The sequence below is a fragment of the Aquisalimonas lutea genome (genome assembly GCF_030409225.1).
GTDB lineage: Bacteria > Pseudomonadota > Gammaproteobacteria > Nitrococcales > Aquisalimonadaceae > Aquisalimonas > Aquisalimonas lutea.
The window spans coordinates 1,317,929-1,337,478 of record NZ_JAUFPK010000001.1; the positions used below are offsets into that span (position 1 = coordinate 1,317,929).

Below are 19,550 nucleotides of genomic sequence, written 5' to 3' on the forward strand. Positions count from 1 at the left end.
CTATGGCGCCGAATGGAGAAATGGACCCGAAAACTGGAGAGCGCCGTAAGTGGCGGCTTCCTTGGTTGTCAGACGACCAACTTGCGTCCCGCCTGGTCGAAATACACCGTATCCGGAGTGCGTCCGTCCAGCCCTCCGTGACGGCGCCGGATGTTGTTGAACGTGAAGTAGCGGCGTAAGCCGGCGCGCAACTCGGTGGGCGTCTAGGCCCGCAGGTACACATCCTCGTACTTCACGCTGCGCCACAGCCGCTCGATGAACACACTATCCACCATTGAGCATAGCCGACGTCGGAGGGTAGTTGCCAACGTAAGCGTCCGGTGAGTAACGGCTGCCGGGCAGATTCGTGATTGCCGATGATCGCGTCTCCACGGGTGAAGTAAGCACGGGGCAGGTGTCCACCTGGAAGCGAAGTGGACACCAAGGAACGACGTCCCCGAGCCAGCGGCGGCGACAGGCGGCGGCGTTTCACGGCCGGCTACAAGCGGCGGATGGTCGAGGAGACGCCGGCCGAGGGTGCCTCGGTGTTGGTGGTCGCCCGCCGCCATGGCGTCAACGCCCACCAGATCTCTTATCCCTGCGCCGAGTCCATTCTTGCCAAAATCGAACGACTTCGTGAACGAGCTTCAGTTGCAGGATACTAGCGTTCCATCCATCGGTTGGGAAAAGTGTCGCGAACCAAGCCGCGGGTCAACAAATGGGGTTCGTGGAAGGGTTACATTGCTGATCAGGTAAGGGTTAGCATCAGGGAGCAGGGCGATCTCGGAGTCTCAAAAATTTAGGTCGAGGGGCCATATAATATGACGTATAAGTCTAAGGACGGTTGCAGTACAAACAGAGAGGCCAAGCCGGTATTCGTTGTTGGCTGCTCTCGCTCAGGAACAACGCTAGTCCAATCTTTGCTAGCGAGTGGCGGTGAACTCGTCGCCTTCCCTGAAACTAATGTCCTTTATTTCGCCGTCGATGACCTTAACTATCGCCGCTTTGGAAACCTTATCGGTCATCGCCGGCTTCCGGGCATGCTAGCTAAGCGGCTCTTGAATCGCATTGGACTCACGTTAAATTTTTCGTGGGATGTTTCCCTGAATAATCTTCCGCACGAGCTTAGAGCACATCTAAGCATAGGCGACGACGGTCGCCGTTGGCTCATACGATCCGTGCTACGCGATTTCCACCTGATGATGGAGTCGGCGACCGGCGGCGCTCGATGGCTTGAGAAAACGCCGCAGAATATTTTTGTTCTAGATTTTATCGAAAAATACTATCCGAATGCGCAATTTGTGCACGTGCTTAGAGATCCAGTCGCAAACATAGCTTCTTTGATGGATGCTGCAAAAAAATATCCAGCCTTTCGTTCACGTTTTGGAGGTAGTAATGGTTTAGAAAAGGCGATCGCTTATTGCAAAAACGCGAGAAAGATTTCTTTATCTCGACACTCTTCTCGAAAGCATTTTCATGTGGAGTACGAAAAATTGACAGCTAATCTAGGACTTTATTTACGTGAAATGGAATTCTTTTTAGGTTTAAAAAAAGACACGCTAAGGCCTGTTTACGATACCCAAGGTATAACAAAACCTGAAGAAATATGGAAACAAAACCGGGAAGAAGTAAAGACGGCAGAGAGCAAAGAAAATAAATTATTTTCTAAGCAACAAATTGAAGAGATACGAAGACAGTTTGCTGGAGAAAAAGAAAAGATCCAGGCCATGCAAAGCTAGTAGTAGCAGCTAGGGTTTCGGTGGAAACCGCTCGTCGATTCGGGTACCTAGTACATCCGGGAGACCCCCCAGCTTTGCTGGGGAGGGAGTAGGAGTTTGACGATTCAGGGAATCTCATGACAACTCCCAAGCGTGAGCCGCCAAGCATCACGACTGGGAGAAGCCATGAGACAAGTTGGCAGTCTAAGCCACACCCGTTGGGAGTGTAAGTACCATGTGGTGTTCATTCCGAAGTTCCGGCGCAAGGTGTTGTACGGGCAGTTGCGCTCGGAGCTGGGGGAGGTGCTCCGGCGACTGGCCGAGCAGAAGGAGAGCTGGATCGAGGAAGGGCACCTGATGCCGGATCAGGCGCACATGATGATCGCGATTCCGCCGAAGTACTCGGTGTCACAGGTGGTGGGGTACGTGAAGGGGAAGAGTGCGATTCACATCGCCCGGGCCTACATGGAGCGCAAGCGGAATTTCGTCGGCCAGCACTTCCTGGGCGCGTGGGTATTTTGTCTCCACGGTGGGCCGCGATGAGGCGGTGATTCGAGACTACATCCGGCACCAGGAGCAGGAAGACCGCCGAATTGACCAGATGAATTTGGTGTAGGTAGCCCCCTTCAGGGGGCTCAAGGGATCGCTGTGCGATCCCGTTCATGCCGCTTTGAGCGGCTCACAGACTAAAGCCCCCGGCTTTTCCGGGGGATACTTAGTCCGTCCTGAATAACCCGTTGTGCGGCAGCCCGCATTCCGGGTTCGAGATTCTGATTACGGATTCCGGTGTCGAAGACGGCCCGTAGCCGCCCAAGTACTCGGCGCAAAAGAGCGGGCATCGCCCGGAGCAGGAGCCGGATGTTGTGCCCGGCAGCCACGAGCACCGCATTGAGCGCATCGCCCAGAGCACCTTTCAGTCGGCACCGGTCCATGCGGCCGTCGGTTTTCATGTGACCGATCACGGCTTCGATGGCGCTGCGGCGTTTGAGCTCCCTCTTCAGCGTTCGGGTGCTCATACCGCGTTTCTGACCAGAACGGAAGACCTGGACGTCCGGGATGGCTGCTCCCTGGTAGCCACGATCGACGTAGCAGCGCTTGGGTGCCACACCGCTCAGAATCTCGGTCTGCTCCAGCGTCTCGGCCAGGGTGTGGCCGTCGAACGGGTTGTTTGGCATGGAGCGGCAGCCGACCACGAAGCTCTCCCGGTTGGTCACCGCCACCGAGACCTTCACGCCGAACTCCCACGGCTTGGCCACCTTGCCCTTGCCGATGACCTCGACCTCCGGGGCATGCCAGGACAGCAGCTTGTTCTTGCTCTTGCGTGTCTGGCTGAGCAGCCGGTTTGCCTGGTGCAGCGGTTGCTGGAACGCCGTCTGGGTGACGTCCGGTGCGTCCTCGATCTTGCGCTCAATGTCGCGGGTCACCCGGCCCAGGTACGTCTTGAGCCGTTTGGTCATCCGTCGCTTGCGCTTCATCTGCTTGGCTTTCGCGTAGCGGTTGACCATTAGCAGTGCCTCGGGCGCCTTGCGCGCATAACTCTGGCGCAGCGGAACACCGTGCTGCTGCGCGAGCTTGGCCAGATTCCGGATCCCGCGGGGTAGAGCTTGGCATCCGTCGGGTACGTGATCGCCTTCTCCTGGACGGTGGTATCCACGCTCACGCGTTGCAGGCTCTGGCGTTAGTAGAGTCCCCAGAAGTGTGTAACTCGGCGTCCGGGAGGATTGCCGGGCCGGTCAGGCAGGGAGGCTGAGAGGCCACCGCGGGTCTCGTTAGGATTCGGGCTGAATCAAGACGTAGGACCCAATCGAAGGAGAACCCGCGATGACCGAGAACAGGATGGCACTGCTGGAGATGGCTGAGAAGGGTGGCGATTTGGACTTTCTGCGTGAGCTCGTACGCGAGGTCGTCCACGAGCTCATGGACGCGGAAGTCACCCAGCGCTACGGGGTCGAGCGCAATGAGCGAAGCGAGCAGCGCTCGGATCAGCGCAACGGCTACCGCACCCGGCGCTGGGATACCCGGGTGGGGAGCATGGAACTGCAGGTCCCGCGGCTTCGCCACGCCAACTACCTGCCCTCGTTCCTGGAGCCGCGGCGGCCGACCGAGCAGGCGCTGGTGGGTGTCGTCCAGGAGGCGTATATCCAGGGCGTGTCGACGCGCTCGGTCGATGAGCTGGTCAAGGCCGCCGGCATGGAGGGGATATCCTCATCGCAGGTCTCGCGGCTGTGTGCCTCGATCGACGAGCGGGTACAGGCCTTCCTCGAGCGGCCCATCGAGGGGCACTGGCCGTTTCTATGGCTCGATGCGACCTACGTGAAGGTCCGCGAGCACGGCCGGGTGGTCTCCAAGGCCTGTGTGATCGCTGTGGGCGTGAACACCGAGGGCCGCCGGGAGGTGCTGGGGCTGCGCGTGGGCCCGAACGAGACCCAGGGCTTCTGGAAGCAGTTCCTGCGCGAGCTCCTGGGCCAGGGGCTGACGGGGGTGGAGCTGGTCATCTCCGACGCCCACCAGGGGCTCAAGCGCGCCGTCGGCGAGGTGCTCCAGGCGAGCTGGCAGCGTTGCCGCGTGCACTTCATGCGCAACATCCTCTCCTACGTCGCCAAGCGCCACCAGAGCATGGTCGCGGCGATGGTGCGCACCGTGTTCGCCCAGCAGGACCACGCCCAGGCACGGGCGCAGTGGCGCACTGTGGCCGATCAGCTCCGGGGGCAGTTCCCCAGGGTCGCTGAGGCGATGGACGCTGCCGAAGAGGACGTGCTCGCCCACATGGCCTACCCGGCGGCGGTGTGGTCGAAGATCTCCTCCACCAACCCGCTGGAGCGGGTGAACAAGGAGATCAAGCGCCGCAGCAATGTCGTGGGCATCTTCCCGAACGACGAGGCGGTCACCCGCCTGGTCGGGGCGGTGCTCACCGAGCAGACCGAGGAGTGGGCCACGGGGCGGCGCTACATGAGCCTGGACAGCCTGCAGCAGGTCACCCCGGCTGACGCCGATGACCCCGAGCAGGCCCTGGCCCAGCTCGACGAGCAGGTAGCCTGAATCAGGGAAGAGACCGCGGTGGTCAATGAAGACCTTTTACACAGTTGACCGGGAACTCATGCTGGAAGTATTTCTCGCCGCAGAAATGCTGCATGTAGGAATTTTCCACCCAGCGCTCGACCACGGCCTCATCGGAGAGGTTGTAGGGGTGCTGCAAATACAGCAAGCCTGCGATCAGCCGCGGTGGCGCTGCGGGTCGGCCGGTTGGCGAGGCAAAGAGCTCGCTCCACTCGCGCTCGAACACCGACCAGTCGATGCGATTGGCCAGCTTCACCAGCGGGTGACGCGGGTCGATCAGGTTGGCCAGCTCACTGCGGAAGAGATCGTCCTGTGGCGTGTGCCGCTCGTCCCGAGGCCCCATCCAACACCGTCCGTTATTGCAGGGAAACTGCCTTGATGATACCAAAAACCGGCAATTTCAGAATGCTGAAAAACTCCGGAATCTACGCCGCGTCAGTGGGTTGGGAGTTTTTCAGGACCGACTACTTACTCCGTCCCGAATAACTCTTCATGCGGCGGCCTGCATTGAGGGGCCGAAGTCCCGATCACGCATTCCGGCACCGTTGGCCACCAGGAGCCGGCCGAGCAATTGACGCAAAAGAGCCACGATGGCTCGGAGCAGTAACCGAACGTTGTGTCCGGCGGCGACCAACATGGCGTTGAGCGCATCACCCAGAGTCACCCAGAGCACCCCTCAGTGGGCAGCGGTCCATGCGGCCGTCGGTTCTCATGTGCCCGATCACCGCCTCGACGGCGCTGCGGCGTTTGAGCTCCCCCTTCAGTGATCGGGTGTTCACGCCGCGCTTTTGCCCGGAGCGGAAGATCCACACTCCGGGGACTGCCGCTCCCTGGTGGCCACGATCGACGTAGCAGCGCTTGGGTGCCACACCGCTCAGGATCTCGGTCTGCTCCAGCGTCCAGGCCAGGGTGTGGCCGTCGAAGGGGTTGTTCGGCATGGAGCGGCAGCCGACAGACCACGAAAGCCATCCTGGTTAGCCACCGCCACCGAGACCTTCACGCCGATCTCCCAAGCCTTGGCCACTTTGCCGTTGCCGATGACTTCGACCTCCGGGGTATGCCAGGAGAGGAGCTTGTTTTTGCTCTCGAGGATACCAAAAGCCGGCAATTTCAGAATGCCGAGAAATGCCGCAACCTACGCCATATCAGCGAGTTGCGAGTTTCTCAGGGCCGACTAGGTACATAATCAGGAACAGGGAAGTCCATATAAGCGCTTCCTTAGCGTTCGATGGCCATAGTAACCTTACTACCGCGCTTAACTCGTCATTCGTCAGGCCGCAAACTACGTTGGCGTACAATATTGCTGAGGAATATCATGATAAAGCGAAAAATACTAAATGCCATTGAAAAAATAACAGGAGTAAAAATTTATAGAATACCAAAAAATCGAGGTTGCTATCAGCCTTCTTCGAAGAATAAGTGGCCCCCTAGCCTGGAGTCTGCATTTTTAGGCATATTAACGCAGAAGGGTATGCTAAAAATAATTCAGTTAGGAGCGAACGAAGGAAAAGTAAATGACCCACTATATAGCTTCGTTACACGTCACAGCGAAAAAACGAGTATCCTTTTAGTGGAGCCTCAAGAGGGAGTCGCAAAAGCGCTCCAAGAAAATTATAAAGCTCATCCATGTTACCAAATCTCTGTATCTGCAGTCGGTAATGGAAATGATGTAACCTTTTATTCCGTGAAACCGGAGTACTGGGAAAAGCTTAACGTTCCCTACGCACGCGACTGGCCACCTGGACGCGCGGCAACAGGCGTTTGCTCATCTCACAAGCAACACGTTATAGAGTGGCTCAAAAAATATCTCGATACGGATAAATATTCTCCGGAAGATGCGATTAACGCCTATACTTACAAGACCGTTACGTTCTCCGAACTCCTAGCGAGATACCCAACTTTCTGTGATCCTGATGTGCTCCAGATAGATATTGAAGGCGCCGATGACGTCGCTGTCCTTTCGGCACTTGATGACGATCTTCGCCCGGCGGTTATTAATTTCGAATCAAAGCACCTGCCGGAGGATAAGTTAGCCGTCTGCTTATGGGCGCTCGAAGTTAGAGGATACTCTTGTTTTCTAGGTGATCAGGATACACTATGTCTCAAAATAAATACCTGATTACTAACATTTAGGAAAGTGAAGCCATGTTGCCGCGGACGTAAGCGGTCCGGTAACTCCATCTGCTTGACTCACACATATCGTTTCAGGTAAAACGTCCATATGGAGAAATCCGTACGCATGCGTTTGCGATGGGCTGAACTCTATGGCATGGTCGAACGCCAATCGAACGCCTCTAGGAACGGGTGTATGTGCTCGATCTACGTCTACGAGATGCGAAATATCTCCGTGAATCGCACACGTTGCGAGTTTTTTAGGGCCGACTACCTAACCAATGAGCCTTTAGCGCGGAAAGGTGTTCCCGACTATGCGTTCAACTAAATTGTTCGTCCACGGTAGCTGGACATCACCTTTTAATCGTATCCACCAAATGGTGCAGGAATGCCCGATGCATTCTGTCTGCTAGCCATCGATAGGCGGGCAGGTTCCTCGATAGCCAAAGTAGAAAAGATCTATTCATAACTTGCGCGTCCAGCTTGATCTGTTCAAGCTTTTTGCCGTATCTGTGACCACTTGGTCCGGAATAATGGATAAAGTAGCTATTGAACCGATTTTTTGTGTCTGTAAGAACGCGAGTGTGGTTAAATCGGTGGGTTAAATCATGAACTCGGAATCCAAGCTTATTGCTCCTGTGATTAATAAATGGCTGATCGTTGAGTAAATTCTTATAGTGCTTTCGGAAATCTCCTTTAGCCCAGTGTTCCAAGCCCTCAGCGTCAGGGTTCAACAACTCTTTCTGATTTCTGCTCAGAACCATCATGCCAGAGTTGAAGTAAACGTTATCCCACTGCACGCAGCCGAGTTCGGTTTGAGTAAGTTCTTTATCCCGCTGGGATTTGGAGTATAACTCCTCAGTGGCAGCACCTATCATGTTGATCGGGGTTAAATCGAATACAGATGGCGCATCCGGAGCTATTAATATATCCGTATCGATAAAAGCAATCCGCTCGTATTCATCAAAGTATTGATATAGTTGAAATTTTTCATAACTCGCTAGGTTGAGACGCTCGTGCATTCGGCGTTCGTTTATAACGAGAAAGTCTGCTCCGCATCTTTCTGCATAGGCCTTTAGTAATGGGTGAGTATAGAGAGCCATGTTCTCGAAATTCGCACCGATTGTTATAGTGGTAATGGCTTTTTTTTCCGTCATGGTAGACCGTCCTAAAAACTCTTATCGAAATGATTTCATTGCAGGGACAAGCGGTGGAGGCGTCCGGTCAGGCAAGATAGTTGTTGCTCTCAACAGATTGTGAGTTGGTTGCGGCTGTTCGGATAAAGGGCCAAAAGTTCGGATTAACCTCAAGAGGGCCATGCGATTGTTGAAGAGATTCAACAGCAGGAAAGGGGTTTCCTTCGATAATGACCGGACCGCTATCGGAAATGCCAATATCCCATCCGATGATCGCCACATTGGAAAATGCGCGATGTGCATCGAGGGCTGTTCTGCGAACTTCTTGCCACTGCGGGAGGGCGAATCCAGTGATCAAAGCCCCAGTATCAGGGTGTTCATGCAATGACTCATGGTTTGCCTTGACATGTCCGGCTTCTAGTCTTCCGGTATCGAGTTGAACACCGCAGCCGATACCGCCAGCGCCCAGGTTGTCAACGATAGAATGTTTGCGTGGCATCTTGAAAAGGGCCTGGAATAAATTTGGCTGACCAGCGTCAGTGAGCGTCGTCACGATACGGACCGTAGACAACGCTGAGATACCGAAGTGTTCGGAAATCGTTCGGTGGTTTTTGATTCGACGCTGTACGAGGATCGCCTGGCTTGTGCTTCGCTGTACTAGGTGCTCAAGCAACTCGCGTGATGTCCGGACTTCACCCCGATGGTTGACAAATCCGGATGTAGTCCAAGACCACATCTCGGTCCCGGAGCCGCTACGTGCGGAAACGGGCTTGATGAATAGATCGCACTCTTGGAGCCGATGGGCCTTCATGTTATCCGGACTCGTATTCTCCAAGGTCGTTGATCCTAACACCATGATTGTTTCAATGCAGGGCAACCCGGATTGCTTGCATACTGCTTCGAAGGCGAACTTATCCTGCAAGGAGGTATCGGCGCCAATGGGCGTCAAGGCTTCAACAATGCCCCGGAATTCCTGAGGGGTGATGTATCGAGGGGCGAGTTGCCACTGCCGGGGGCGGAAAAGGCCGTACATGTAGTAGACGTGTGGAGGGCGGCCGTGAATGAGTGCCAGGTATAACTGGTGGAGATACTGTTTGTACCGTGGAATGCCATACGCTTTCGTGACGTATTGGCCCTTTTCCCTCGTCACACCTATGGCCCGATATGCTGCGAGGAAGGGCCAGTATAGGATGCCCAGAATGAAACCTAGTTTTCTACGCGGGCCACGCATTCTGCGCCAAGTCAGGCGACAGAAAGCAAGCCGGATGTCGCGCTTGCGACACTTGAAGGCGGCGAGCGGGAAGGGTGTATGCTCCATGTTATGAAGGCTTGCTACCGAGGTTCATGATTTAGTCTCTGTCGTCTTGATTGGCAACGAGTGCGTGCCAGGCGGCCGGTGGACCGGACGACGTGCCTCGCTGTTGCCTCGCATGTTTGATTTGGGTGCCGTCCGAGCCCGTAACGCTGAATGACGTCTTTGGGCCGCTGCATTAAGCGCAACAATCATGCCGGCGTGCACCCATACATATGGATAGAAGAACACCGACATCAAATTGCCGCCAACCAGGAAGGCGACAGTGGCAGCGTCAAGGCCGCGACTGATCCAGAGGTAGACGGGGTCATTGGTTGCGAGTGCCAGCTTTCGCGTTCGTCGGTTAAGGAGGAACATGCCCGCGAATATGAGAAAGAAAAAGAGAAGTCCGAAGCTGCCATGCTCACCGATAACTTCGATGAAGGAATTGTGAGGCAGCCCCCACCCCTCACGGCCGATCTCCCTCGGGAAGTTCATGCTGTAATACGGCACCCAAGAGCCGGTGCCCACTCCGAGCACCGGGTTTTCCTTGAAGATCTCGTAACCTGCCCACCAGCGCGTCTCTCTCGTGTAGGACGTATAGTCGTCGCCTACCACATCGAATCGCTCAACCATACTATCGGGCATGAGCCACCACGCGCCCCCAAGGAAGGTTAGGACCAGCAGCCCGGCCAAGACTCGTTTCCCTTTTGCAAACATGCCAATCCAGATAAGGCCCGCGCCGAGCGCTAGATAGTCCCCTCGGTTCAGTGAGCCCAGCGTGCTGATGAAGGCCGTGACGGGTACGGAGAGGAACGCCCATTTGCGCCAGCCATCCAGGTACGGACGTAGGCCGACGTACATACAAATGGTCAGAACACAGACAATCGCCATCTGGAGGCCGAACTCACCAGAGTTCTGGAACCATCCCTGGGGACCCGACAGGCCCCAGCCGGAAAACGAGAACCCCCCGCTGGCGAATATCCGTGCCCCGAAAAAGGACATCTTGAAATTCCATAGGAGGTACAGGAACAGGAAAAGAATAAAGCGCCGCTCATTGTTTACCAGCGAAACAGTCAGGAAAAACAGGATGAGCCAGTTCAGGTAAGCTTGGCCTCGGCGCGAGGCCATCTGCGGGTCGATGGCATAGATCATCGAAAAGAAGGTGAGCAGCAAGAACCCGTAGATCGCGAACACCAGGACGTTCCGAGGGTGGTAGCGCTCCCGGTCGGCGATGAGGAACAGGCCGGTTAGTCCGAGAGAAAGTTCACCATACGGGAGCACGTCGATCACAGGGTATATGCCCTGAGGCCGTACATACTCCAAGAAATAGCAGAAGCATAGGAGTATGAATGCGGGGTGTTGCTGGAAGAATGTCCTCGCCAGGTAGCGGACCCGCAAGCCGTACGCCTGCCGTCGCTCCCGTTCGGACATGGCTGCAGCCGAGGTTTGCTGCTCGGCTGGTGCGCCCGGATTGGTGTGAGGTGCCCGGTTCGCCGGCATGCCACTGCTGCTCATCGTTTCACTGCGCTATGGTATAAGTCACGCTTCGGCGGACCGGGCATCTGCATATACGGATCTGCTCGCAATCGCTTGCCTCAAGCGGTATTCCCCAACGCCTCTCGGGCGCTCCCCGGCGAGTTCTGATCGGCGACGACGCTGGTTGACACGGTAGCATGTCCCGCGCCTATTGCAGAGTGTACAGTGTGCGCTGCGTCGCATGGAAAACAACAACGCGGATAAAGTACACATGTTCGGCAAGGCACGACTTGATAAGGACCAGCCTCCAACGCTATTGCTGGTTGCCAACTATCCTTCCGATGTCGGCTATGCTTGGTGGCTGATGGAGGAATACTGGGCGTCCCTCGCCCGGACCGCGTATGAACGTGGCTGGCGCACGATCGTTGCGTTTCCGAAGATTGCGGAGATTCCGCCCCGACTGCGCGAGGCACCACTGGAGGTTCGCGAACTGGTGGTCCGCTCTCAGGCGAACCATCGTGCGGCGCTGAAACGCTTTATCGTCTCGGAGCATGTCAAGGCCGTGTACTTCACGGACCGGCCTTACAGAAGTCTGCTTTATGCGCGACTGCGTCTATGGGGTGTCGAGAGCATCATCATGCATGACCATACGCCGGGTGACAGAGTTCGGCCAGGTTTCGCCAAGCGCATGGTCAAGTCGGGATTGCATCGGCTGCCGTTATGGACGTGTGATCTCTACATAGGTGTGTCGCGATTCATCCACGATCGTTTCATCGATCGCGTCTGTTTACCGCCCGAGCGTTGTACGTATGTTTGCAACGGCATCAGGCCCATCGGCGAGAGGGAGCGGCAGCCAAGCTGCGTGAAGGAGGCTTTCGGGATTCCGGCTCAAGCCCTGATCGTTATTTCTTCCGGTCGGGTAAGTGCATACAAGCGAGTCGACCTGATCGTGCGTGCTGCAGCGCGTGTGCTGACAACCACGCCCACTGGCACCGTGTACTTTGTCCATTGCGGGGACGGCCCGCAGCTCGAGGAGATGCGCTCCCTGGCGGCATCATTGGGCATTAGTGAGCATTTCATCTTCGCCGGGCGGCGTGAGGATGTCCGAGTGCTGCTGACAGGTGCCGATATTGCGGTGCATGCATCAAGGGGAGAGGCTTTCTCCTTGGCCATCCTCGAGTTCATGAGTGCCGGTTTAGCGACGATCGTCCCGGACAATTCAGGCAACCGTGAAGCCGTCACGGACGGACGGTCTGGACTGGTCGTGGCCGACGGTGATGAAGACGCCCTTGTCCAAGCTCTAACGAGTGTAGTGCACGACCCGGAGGAACGGAGCCGCCTCGGCCGTGCTGCGCGGGAAAGCGCGGACCAGCTCTTTAGTCTGGAACGGGCGAAAGCCGAGTTGTCGCAGAAGGTTGGAACATTCCTTACAGATTATCGGGCTAGCGCCGTTGTGCCTTTGTGAGAGGTGCTTTTGCGTTTGGATCTCAGGACGCTTTCCGTGCCGTTTGCCATAACTTCGGCGATGATCGGACTGTGCGGTATGCAGGCGTCGTCCTGCAATGTTCAGGATTTCGCACCTCAGCGGAAGAGGGCCTCACCACTGAGACGCGTCTTGCGTCACTTGCGCGAATTGCCTTGGGTGATAGGTCGAACAGCGATAGCTTCGCTCTTGAAAAACGCTTCCTTTCGTGAATGTTGCCCACATAAACGGATCTTGGAGGGATTCCGGCACTGCGTCATACTTAGTTTTCTTTTCTGAATTTTCAGAGGTAAGAATAGTTTTCCGTTTGGTATTCTCCCTTTGAAATCATAGAGTTTTGGCCTGCCTTCGTTTTTCGAGGCCGCAGCGGGAAATCGGAGTCGCGCGCTTTAAGGATCACTGATTCGGGGATATTTGAGAGGATTCTATTGTAATGGAACGATCACCTTTTCCGCTTTACCTGTATTTTAAACGTAGGAGGGACTCGATCGATCAAGTTCGATGGGTTCTTTCTCGGGAGGCAATTCTACAGGAAGCGTCTACTATGAGAAGAGTTGCGAAAGTGCTTTTTGGGCTAGCGTGGCCATTTATAGCATTGATGCGTTGCGTGGAAGAGGCAAGAAGCCATGGGAGAGTGTTTTCAGTATTCTTTCTTCGCTTAGTCCGAGAGCAGTGGTTGGCTGCAGTTTGGTATAGTCTTCCTCCATCTGAGTATATGAAGTACTATGATGATCTTGTTAACAATAGAGCCTATGCGAGGTTTGTCGCAACGAACCAAGAAAAGGCTTATTTGGTCAATGCAATAAATAGTAATGTTGGGCGGAAAAAGCTGCTGGATAAATTTGAGTTTTTCTTGGTTTGTAAACATAATGGAATTCCGAGTATTCCGATCTTTGTTCATGCGATTAATGGGGAAGCTTATTGGCCGAGTTCGGACCTATGTGGATCATCTGATTCCCTGGCCTATGACGTCGTATGCAAGCCATGCGAAGGTCAGAAGGGTGAGGGTATAATTCTATGCTCACGGAAAGAGGATGGGAGATTCGAAACAGAGGAAGGTCTGCTCACAAGCAGGCAACTGATCGAGTATGTTAAGAGAAAAACCATTGACAAAGGGAGGCATATTGTTCAGCCAAGACTTATTAATCATGAAGCGATAAGGTCCTTTTCGCCGACGTGCTTATGTACGATTCGCGTACTGACTGGGATGGACTCAACAGGAAAAACGGTTCCTTTTCAAGCGTTTTTGCGTCTTGGGCTTAAGGATAGCATTGTCGATAACGTTAATGCTGGCGGTGGTGGCGCGTCTGTAGACGTTGAATCTGGAGTGCTTGGCGGGGTTGTATCGACACGAAATCAGAGGTTGCGCTCATCTGGGGAGTTGTGGAACGGACAGGTGGTTAAAGGAACTGTTGTTCCTTTTTGGAGGGAAGTTCTGGATCTGTGTGTTGATGCACACTCGGTCTTCTCGGAGTATGCTTTTATAGGGTGGGATGTGGCTATATTGGATGAAGGGCCTGTTCTGGTGGAGGCAAATGATCATCCCGCCGTGGATTTACTGCAGTCCGCAAGCGGCAAGCCCTTCGGATTAACAAGTTACTATGAGATTGCCAACGACCGGTTAAGTATGAACGGCGGTTAATCGGTAGTCTAGTGTCTTACATCTAGCAATCATGTCGAATATGGGATGCAAGTTTCCGTGGGCGGCATATATCGTGCGATGCATACGGTCCTTGTCCCATATCGGTAACTGGAGCGAGTCCACGAGGTCGTGAAACGGTTGGTGGTTCTTGAGGAACCCGAACGCTGGCCAGCCGAGCCGTGGTTTCTTGATGGTTCCTTTGGACATCGTGTGGGCGCGGGCAGCGACTCCCTCAAAAAGGATTCTTTGTATCCGTGTCACCTCCTGCAGGGAAATAGGGGCGCTCGCCGGGATCAGGGTAGCGGCCATGGGATGGCGGAGCAGTTGGGGAGCGATGCGTTTGATGATTGCCTGGTGAAGAATGTTGTGGACCTTGCTGGATAACGGCTGGGCGGCCGCGAGGCGCAGGGTCTCCGGGTTCGTGAACGGGTTTCTTGCGGGTAGGTGGGCCGAGCCGGACAGAAGCTGGCCATTGATGTACTGTCGCAGGCGGTGGTCCACTTCGAAGGCTTCGACGATGTTCTCAACGGTGCGGATTCCCGTGCGGGAATAGGCGTGAATGCATTCTTCCATATCGGCCTGAACCGCTTGAAGCATCCATGGCGCCTGGTGTTCGTGAACGTCGTCTGCAACGCACCATTGCCAGTGGTACTTGTGTGGGACGATCAGTTCTCGCGCGGCGGCCACTGTTGCATCGAGGTTCCCGTTGGCGGGGTGGGAGCCGCCGGCGAGGTAACGTGCGAGAGCCAGCAACCGATGGGAGTTGCTTCCCTTGTCGGGTACGTTGTTGTGGCCTCCGAGGATAGGACCGTACAACCCACCGGTTATCTTGTGAGCGTGGTGGTTCTCAAGGCCAACGGAGGCGGCTTGCCACCAGTACGGGAAGATATAGGTGTCGACCTCGGCGAGGATGCGGTGGGCCATGTCCGGGGCAAAAAGCTCGCGTGCCAGTGGCGCCTTGGTGTGCTTTGCGTGTACGGCCTCACACAGACGGCCGGCGATTCGCAGTTCCCGGCCGTCGACATCCCCATGCGAATAGGCGATCAAGGAATCCTCGAGTCTGTTTGCAACGATTCCGGCGAGTAGCACTCGAGAATCCCAGCCCGCAGACATCATCAACTGGGTATGGTCCAGTAACGCGGTTTCCGAAAGCCAGAGGTCTGTCAGCCGATCATGGGTCTCACTGGGGGTCGCACTGCTTTCCGAAGTCCACAGGTCGGGGTGCGATCGGGCGTGTACGTCGATTGTGTCTCCCTTGATGGAAACCGTAAGCGTTTCCTGCATCGTTAGCTGGTGAACTCCGTTCGCGATGGTTCGCGCGCCGACGGTAAAACCCTTTGTGAGGAATTCGTAACAGCCAATTGGATCCATTTCCGTGTCGGTTTGGGCGCGAACTTCGGCAAAGTGGGAACCGGCGACGAAACGATCTCCAGCACTGTTCAGGGAGTAGTAGATAGGGAATGAGCCAACCAGATCGGTGGCCAAATGCACGGCGTGACTGAGCCCGTCAATTCGGATGACGCTACCGCGGTGGGTTTTCCACCCGGCACCCGGCTGGGCGTCGAGATCCTTGAGGGCTGATCGCTCCTGGGGTGATAACCACTCACCATGGTGAGCGAGTACGCCCTGTTCGTTCTGCATGATCAGTGTGCTGTTGGGACCGAACAGGAATAGATGCCCGATGGGAGCGTGGACCACCCGGTAGTCGTTCCGGAGTAAAGGCGCCGGTGGACGATCGTCATGAGAAGCTGCACTAACGACAAGCAGAAATCCGGACATTTACGCCTCACTCAACTGGCACGGCTGGATTGTGGAGACTGGCAGCTATTCTTGATCAGACGATACTTGCCGGACGATTCACGAGGGATGTCGTCGCGAAACACGACAGATACCCGCATCCGCGGATGCAAATGGCGGCGAAATGCATCTTGCGCACGCTGCTCAAGGGTGGTTCTGGCCGGGGAATCCGTGGTGACAAGGTGGATCTCAAGGGCGTCGGTGGCGGTTTGGACAACTTGGTATTTCTCGACTGCTACGTGGCCAGTCAATAGCTCATCAACGATGTAACACACGCGCGCTGGGTGGTGGCGGGTGTCATCGGGGGTGACGACGGCATCCTCGACTCGGCCGTGGATATCCGTTATCACGGGAAAGGCCAACCCGCATGAACAATGAGGTTGTAGCTGGATCGTCGCGAAGTCTCCCAACCGGTACCGGACGACAGGTGTGATCGTGTTGGTGAGATCCGACACCAGAAGCTCCCCGGTGCCTTCCGGGGTGATGCGACCGTCCTCATGCAGAATCTCGAGCAATAGGTGGTCTGCCATGATGTGCCGACGGCCGGCGGTACACTCATGGGCAATGGAGCCCACTTCGCTGGCCCCGTATTCGTCACTGGGTGCCACCCCGAACCCCTGGGTAATCGCCTCTCTCTCCTGTGGACTCATTGGCTCTGCAGTGGTGATGATTGCAATGAGGTTATCAGGCCCGCTGATACCATGCTGGGTCATGAACCGGGCAAGCGTCACAATCGCGGAGGTGTAGCCGTACATGTAGCGCGGATTACAGTGGATGATCCGCCGAACGCGGGCGGCCAAGGTCTTCTCGGTTACATCGAACGCGTTGATCGGGATCGTATTGAACACAGCCTGTTTCACCCGTCCCATGAGCTGCTGTTGCCTGGACAGGGCACGGCCCCAAACGCGGACGCCCCGATCCCCAAGCCGGACTCCAAGCCAGCCATAGGCCCGCCAAGTTGCCGCCAACTCGGCTGCGACGCCGGCGCGATCCTTGAGAATGCGTAGTGGACGGCCCGTGGAACCGCTGGTGTGCTTTTCGATGGTCGCGATGCGATGCGCGTGCGTATATGCGAGGATCTCGGGGTGTAGTTCCGCGAGGCGTTGCTTGTCCAGGACCGGGTGACTGGCAAGTGCTGCTGGGTCGTTCTCGATATCTTCCGCGAACGTAGCGGATGGGAGGGTCCTCGCGTACGTGTCCGAGTGGGTGGCTCCGGCACGCACTACATGTGCCAGTCGCTGACGCTGGTGATCGGCAAGGTCTGGCCCTTGCAGGTTCTGGTTCTGCTTTGCCCGGGCCAGATGGGTGTGAACCCTGAGGCCGCGCACACGCAGGGCCGCGTTGAGTATCAACTTCCGCATGGAGGGATTCTTCGGCTCCTGGTCATTGGGCGGCGCTTGCGGTGCGTGCCAACCGTTCCCCGATTTCCTTGAAACTGAAGTTCGCGGAGACGTGCGCGTAGGCGGCTTGCTGCAACTCCTGTCGTCGTACTGGGTCGGCCAGCAAGCTCGCGGCCTTGCTGGCGAAATCCTGAGGGTCATGTGCCATGAGTACCTGCTTGCCGTCTTCAAGGTCGAGGCCTTCACAGGCAACAGGGTGGGCGACGATTGCCTTGCCCATGGCCATGGCGTCAAGCACCTTGAGCTTGGTGCCTCCACCGTCTCGAATCGGGCAGACGTAGACAGCGCTCGTGTGCACAAGCGGCCGAATGTCCTCGACGAATCCGACAATGTCCACGTCGGCAATGCCCTGCAGCATTGCCGGCGATCGTTTCGGACGGCGTCCGATAATGGAGAGGTGTGCTCCCGGGCGGTGCTGCTTGAGCAAAGGCCAGACCTCGTTGAGAAAGAATTTCATGGCATCGATGTTGGGGTACCAGGTGAGCCCTCCGACGAATACCAGACTATCCGGCCGGACCGCGATGTCCTCCTCCGCGGGACGGAAGTAATCCAGATCCACCCCATTGGGGATTACCTGAGTAGCAACGTCGCCAACCGTCTCGATGAGCCGTCGCGAGTCCAGTTCGGAGCAAGTGAGATGCACATGAAAGCGTTTGGCCACCCGGCGCTCGTAGTTTGCGAGGCGTCGGCCCTCCTGCAGAAAATAAAGCCGCTTGGCCGGATTTGATTCATTCTCCGCGCGCCGCAGCATCATTTGCGACTCGATGTTGTGGTGGTTGAGCATGGCGGGCAGGTTTCCAACCTCCGCCAGGTAGGGTGCAAGGCTGATCGTGTCGAAGTGAACCACCTGGGGCTGAAACTCCGCAACCGAATCCTGTACCGCACGGGCATACCCTTCTGCTGTTCCCCATCGAATCGTGTAGGGTGCGCCAGGGAGTAGGGAGCGCAGCGCCATTCGTTTCCGGCCGCCAAAGGTCGTGTCTTCGGGTAGGTCGACGACCTCCCTCACCGTTGCAAACTCCTTCAGAGCGTCAATAGCCTGCTGCCGGCTGGCATCGTCGGGTTGCTGGGCACGCTGACGGAATGCAATGATTTCAACATCATGGTAGCGCGCAAGCTCCCTCATTAGGTAATAGGAGCGTTGCTGAACGCCTCCGCGCGGCGGCCAGTTAAGCAGATGCGATAGCCACAGTATGCGACGTCGCGGAATCGCATTTGATCTGTCGACAGCCTCGGCGGCAACCTGTCCTGAAAGCTCACTCATCGAAAGCCGTCCGTTGGTCCATTGTTTGAATTCAGCCTAGATAGTGCCGTAGTTCATGCCAGAAGGGCCCCAGGTCGCCAAGGCGATTCACCTCGTAGCGGGTACGGGGCCAGCCGGGATTCAGGAACTGGAGTGCGTCCCGGGCCTTTTCGTTTAAGGTGTGGTCCTTGCTCCGAAATACCATGTACAGACGATCAAGATCGCCAAGCAGCCAGCGCAGCCGATGACCGGGTTCGTACTCGCCGGTGCATTTGGGTCTACCCTGAACCGCGCCTTCAAGGAGCATGCGGGGGACGTCGAATCCCGCGTCAACCGCAAGCTGCAGTGACCCCCAAAGTCGAGGGTTGACTTCCATGAGATACGCGGTGCCGTGCCGGTCCACCCGGAACTCTACCATGGCCGGGCCGCGCCAACCCTCCACATCCAGAAGCCGCGTCGCTATTCCTACCATATCCTCAGGGACCGGCGCACTCTCCGATAATACACTGACTCCCCCTCCGGGAGGGCGCTCTCGGATGCGCGTGTGCGAGAAATACCGCGTTTCCTCTCCCGGTACGTGAAAGGAGAATACTCCGGCCCCGTGGCCGGGAATGAATTGTTGCAGCAGCCAGGGGAAACGGCGAAAACTCTCCGATTGCTGATGAATTCGCGTCAAGGATTTCTCTGAGTCCGCAACCTTCACGCTGGTGGTCAGCCAGCCATTGCCGTCCAGTATCCTCGAGCGATACGGCTTCATGACTACGGGAAAGCCGAGATTGCGAGCATCCGAGAGCGGATCAGAGCCCGGCTCCATCCAGACCGTTTCAGGAATCGTGAGGTTGGCGTGCGAGGCTCGAGCAAAAAGGCGGCCCTTGTCCGACAGTTCTTCAAATGCCGGGAACGTCGGTAAGTAGTGGTGGACGTTTTGCAATTGCTGCGAGGCTTGACACAACAGATACGTGGTCACTTCCGTGCAGGGAATGATGACATCCGCATCCCCCTTGTCGACGATGGCCACAACGAAATCGATGAAAGCGGATGGCGAGCTATAGGGGTCGGGGTACGCCAGCCGGCGCGTTGCGAATCGTGATGCACCTGCCAGGCTCGCTGATCCGGTATCGGCGGCGATGACCCTGTGCCCGAGCTTCCCCAGGGAGCGGGTAACCGCAAGGGCGCTTCGCTCGTTGGCGTCAAGGACCAGTATCTCGTGCAT

The 19,550-nt window shown here is 56.3% G+C and carries 14 protein-coding genes and 4 pseudogenes; 7 read left to right on the plus strand and 11 right to left on the minus strand.

Annotation, left to right across the window (positions count from 1 at the left end):
• Positions 1–68 precede the first annotated feature (68 nt).
• Positions 69–269: pseudogene (locus QWY84_RS06170) on the minus strand (IS3 family transposase); the annotation flags it as partial.
• A 144-nt stretch (positions 270–413) separates the two neighbouring features.
• Between QWY84_RS06170 and QWY84_RS06175 the strand changes: the two are divergent.
• From QWY84_RS06175 to tnpA, 3 genes and pseudogenes are all read left to right on the plus strand, one after another.
• Positions 414–569: pseudogene (locus QWY84_RS06175) on the plus strand (transposase); the annotation flags it as partial.
• Positions 570–800: 231 nt separating this feature from the next.
• The gene (locus tag QWY84_RS06180) at positions 801–1,718 is read left to right on the plus strand and encodes a sulfotransferase (RefSeq protein ID WP_290201585.1); all 918 of its coding nucleotides are present in this window, start codon (positions 801–803) and stop codon (positions 1,716–1,718) included.
• Between the two features lie 165 nt (positions 1,719–1,883).
• Positions 1,884–2,313: pseudogene (tnpA, locus tag QWY84_RS06185) on the plus strand (IS200/IS605 family transposase).
• 70 nt (positions 2,314–2,383) lie between these two features.
• Here tnpA and QWY84_RS06190 read toward each other — a convergent pair.
• Positions 2,384–3,391, minus strand: coding sequence for an IS5 family transposase (locus tag QWY84_RS06190; protein ID WP_353959881.1), 1,008 nt, complete (start codon positions 3,389–3,391; stop codon positions 2,384–2,386).
• Positions 3,392–3,518: 127 nt separating this feature from the next.
• Between QWY84_RS06190 and QWY84_RS06195 the strand changes: the two genes are divergently transcribed.
• The gene (locus QWY84_RS06195) at positions 3,519–4,736 is read left to right on the plus strand and encodes an IS256 family transposase (protein ID WP_290201587.1); all 1,218 of its coding nucleotides are present in this window, start codon (positions 3,519–3,521) and stop codon (positions 4,734–4,736) included.
• Positions 4,737–4,779: 43 nt separating this feature from the next.
• Here the strand turns inward: QWY84_RS06195 and QWY84_RS06200 are convergent.
• Both QWY84_RS06200 and QWY84_RS06205 read right to left on the minus strand, forming a co-directional pair.
• Positions 4,780–5,097 (minus strand): annotated as a pseudogene (locus QWY84_RS06200) (transposase); the annotation flags it as partial.
• Between the two features lie 307 nt (positions 5,098–5,404).
• Positions 5,405–5,692: a hypothetical protein gene (locus tag QWY84_RS06205; RefSeq protein WP_290201588.1), complete on the minus strand. Its 288-nt coding sequence runs from the start codon at positions 5,690–5,692 to the stop codon at positions 5,405–5,407.
• A 377-nt stretch (positions 5,693–6,069) separates the two neighbouring features.
• Between QWY84_RS06205 and QWY84_RS06210 the strand changes: the two genes are divergently transcribed.
• On the plus strand, positions 6,070–6,873 hold the full coding sequence (locus QWY84_RS06210) for an FkbM family methyltransferase (protein WP_290201589.1): 804 nt from the start codon (positions 6,070–6,072) through the stop codon (positions 6,871–6,873).
• Positions 6,874–7,219: 346 nt separating this feature from the next.
• Here the strand turns inward: QWY84_RS06210 and QWY84_RS06215 are convergent, their stop codons facing one another.
• The 3 genes from QWY84_RS06215 to QWY84_RS06225 all read right to left on the minus strand — a co-directional run bounded on the left by QWY84_RS06215 (position 7,220) and on the right by QWY84_RS06225 (position 10,586).
• Positions 7,220–8,023, minus strand: a complete 804-nt coding sequence (locus QWY84_RS06215; protein WP_290201590.1) for a glycosyltransferase — start codon at positions 8,021–8,023, stop codon at positions 7,220–7,222.
• Between the two features lie 67 nt (positions 8,024–8,090).
• Positions 8,091–9,035, minus strand: a complete 945-nt coding sequence (locus QWY84_RS06220; protein WP_290201591.1) for a sugar-transfer associated ATP-grasp domain-containing protein — start codon at positions 9,033–9,035, stop codon at positions 8,091–8,093.
• Between the two features lie 309 nt (positions 9,036–9,344).
• Positions 9,345–10,586, minus strand: a complete 1,242-nt coding sequence (locus QWY84_RS06225) for an O-antigen ligase family protein (RefSeq protein ID WP_290201592.1) — start codon at positions 10,584–10,586, stop codon at positions 9,345–9,347.
• Between the two features lie 427 nt (positions 10,587–11,013).
• On the opposite strand from QWY84_RS06225, the gene QWY84_RS06230 reads away from it, so the two are divergent.
• Together QWY84_RS06230 and QWY84_RS06235 are read left to right on the plus strand one after the other, a co-directional pair.
• Positions 11,014–12,237: a glycosyltransferase family 4 protein gene (locus tag QWY84_RS06230; RefSeq protein WP_290201594.1), complete on the plus strand. Its 1,224-nt coding sequence runs from the start codon at positions 11,014–11,016 to the stop codon at positions 12,235–12,237.
• Between the two features lie 733 nt (positions 12,238–12,970).
• Positions 12,971–13,897, plus strand: a complete 927-nt coding sequence (locus QWY84_RS06235; RefSeq protein ID WP_290201596.1) for a sugar-transfer associated ATP-grasp domain-containing protein — start codon at positions 12,971–12,973, stop codon at positions 13,895–13,897.
• Here QWY84_RS06235 and QWY84_RS06240 read toward each other — a convergent pair.
• The 4 genes from QWY84_RS06240 to QWY84_RS06255 all read right to left on the minus strand — a co-directional run bounded on the left by QWY84_RS06240 (position 13,877) and on the right by QWY84_RS06255 (position 19,550).
• Positions 13,877–15,538 (minus strand): asparagine synthetase B family protein, encoded by a 1,662-nt coding sequence (locus QWY84_RS06240; RefSeq protein WP_290201598.1) that lies wholly within the window; start codon positions 15,536–15,538, stop codon positions 13,877–13,879. The genes QWY84_RS06235 and QWY84_RS06240 overlap by 21 nt on opposite strands.
• Positions 15,539–15,687: 149 nt before the next feature.
• Positions 15,688–17,055 carry a phenylacetate--CoA ligase family protein gene (locus tag QWY84_RS06245; RefSeq protein WP_290201599.1) on the minus strand — a complete coding sequence of 456 codons (1,368 nt, stop codon included), beginning with the start codon at positions 17,053–17,055 and terminating at the stop codon, positions 15,688–15,690.
• A gap of 22 nt (positions 17,056–17,077) precedes the next feature.
• Positions 17,078–18,358 carry a glycosyltransferase family 4 protein gene (locus tag QWY84_RS06250; RefSeq protein WP_290201601.1) on the minus strand — a complete coding sequence of 427 codons (1,281 nt, stop codon included), beginning with the start codon at positions 18,356–18,358 and terminating at the stop codon, positions 17,078–17,080.
• Positions 18,359–18,389: 31 nt separating this feature from the next.
• Entirely contained in the window at positions 18,390–19,550 is a 1,161-nt protein-coding gene (locus tag QWY84_RS06255; protein WP_290201602.1) for a carboxylate--amine ligase, read from the minus strand.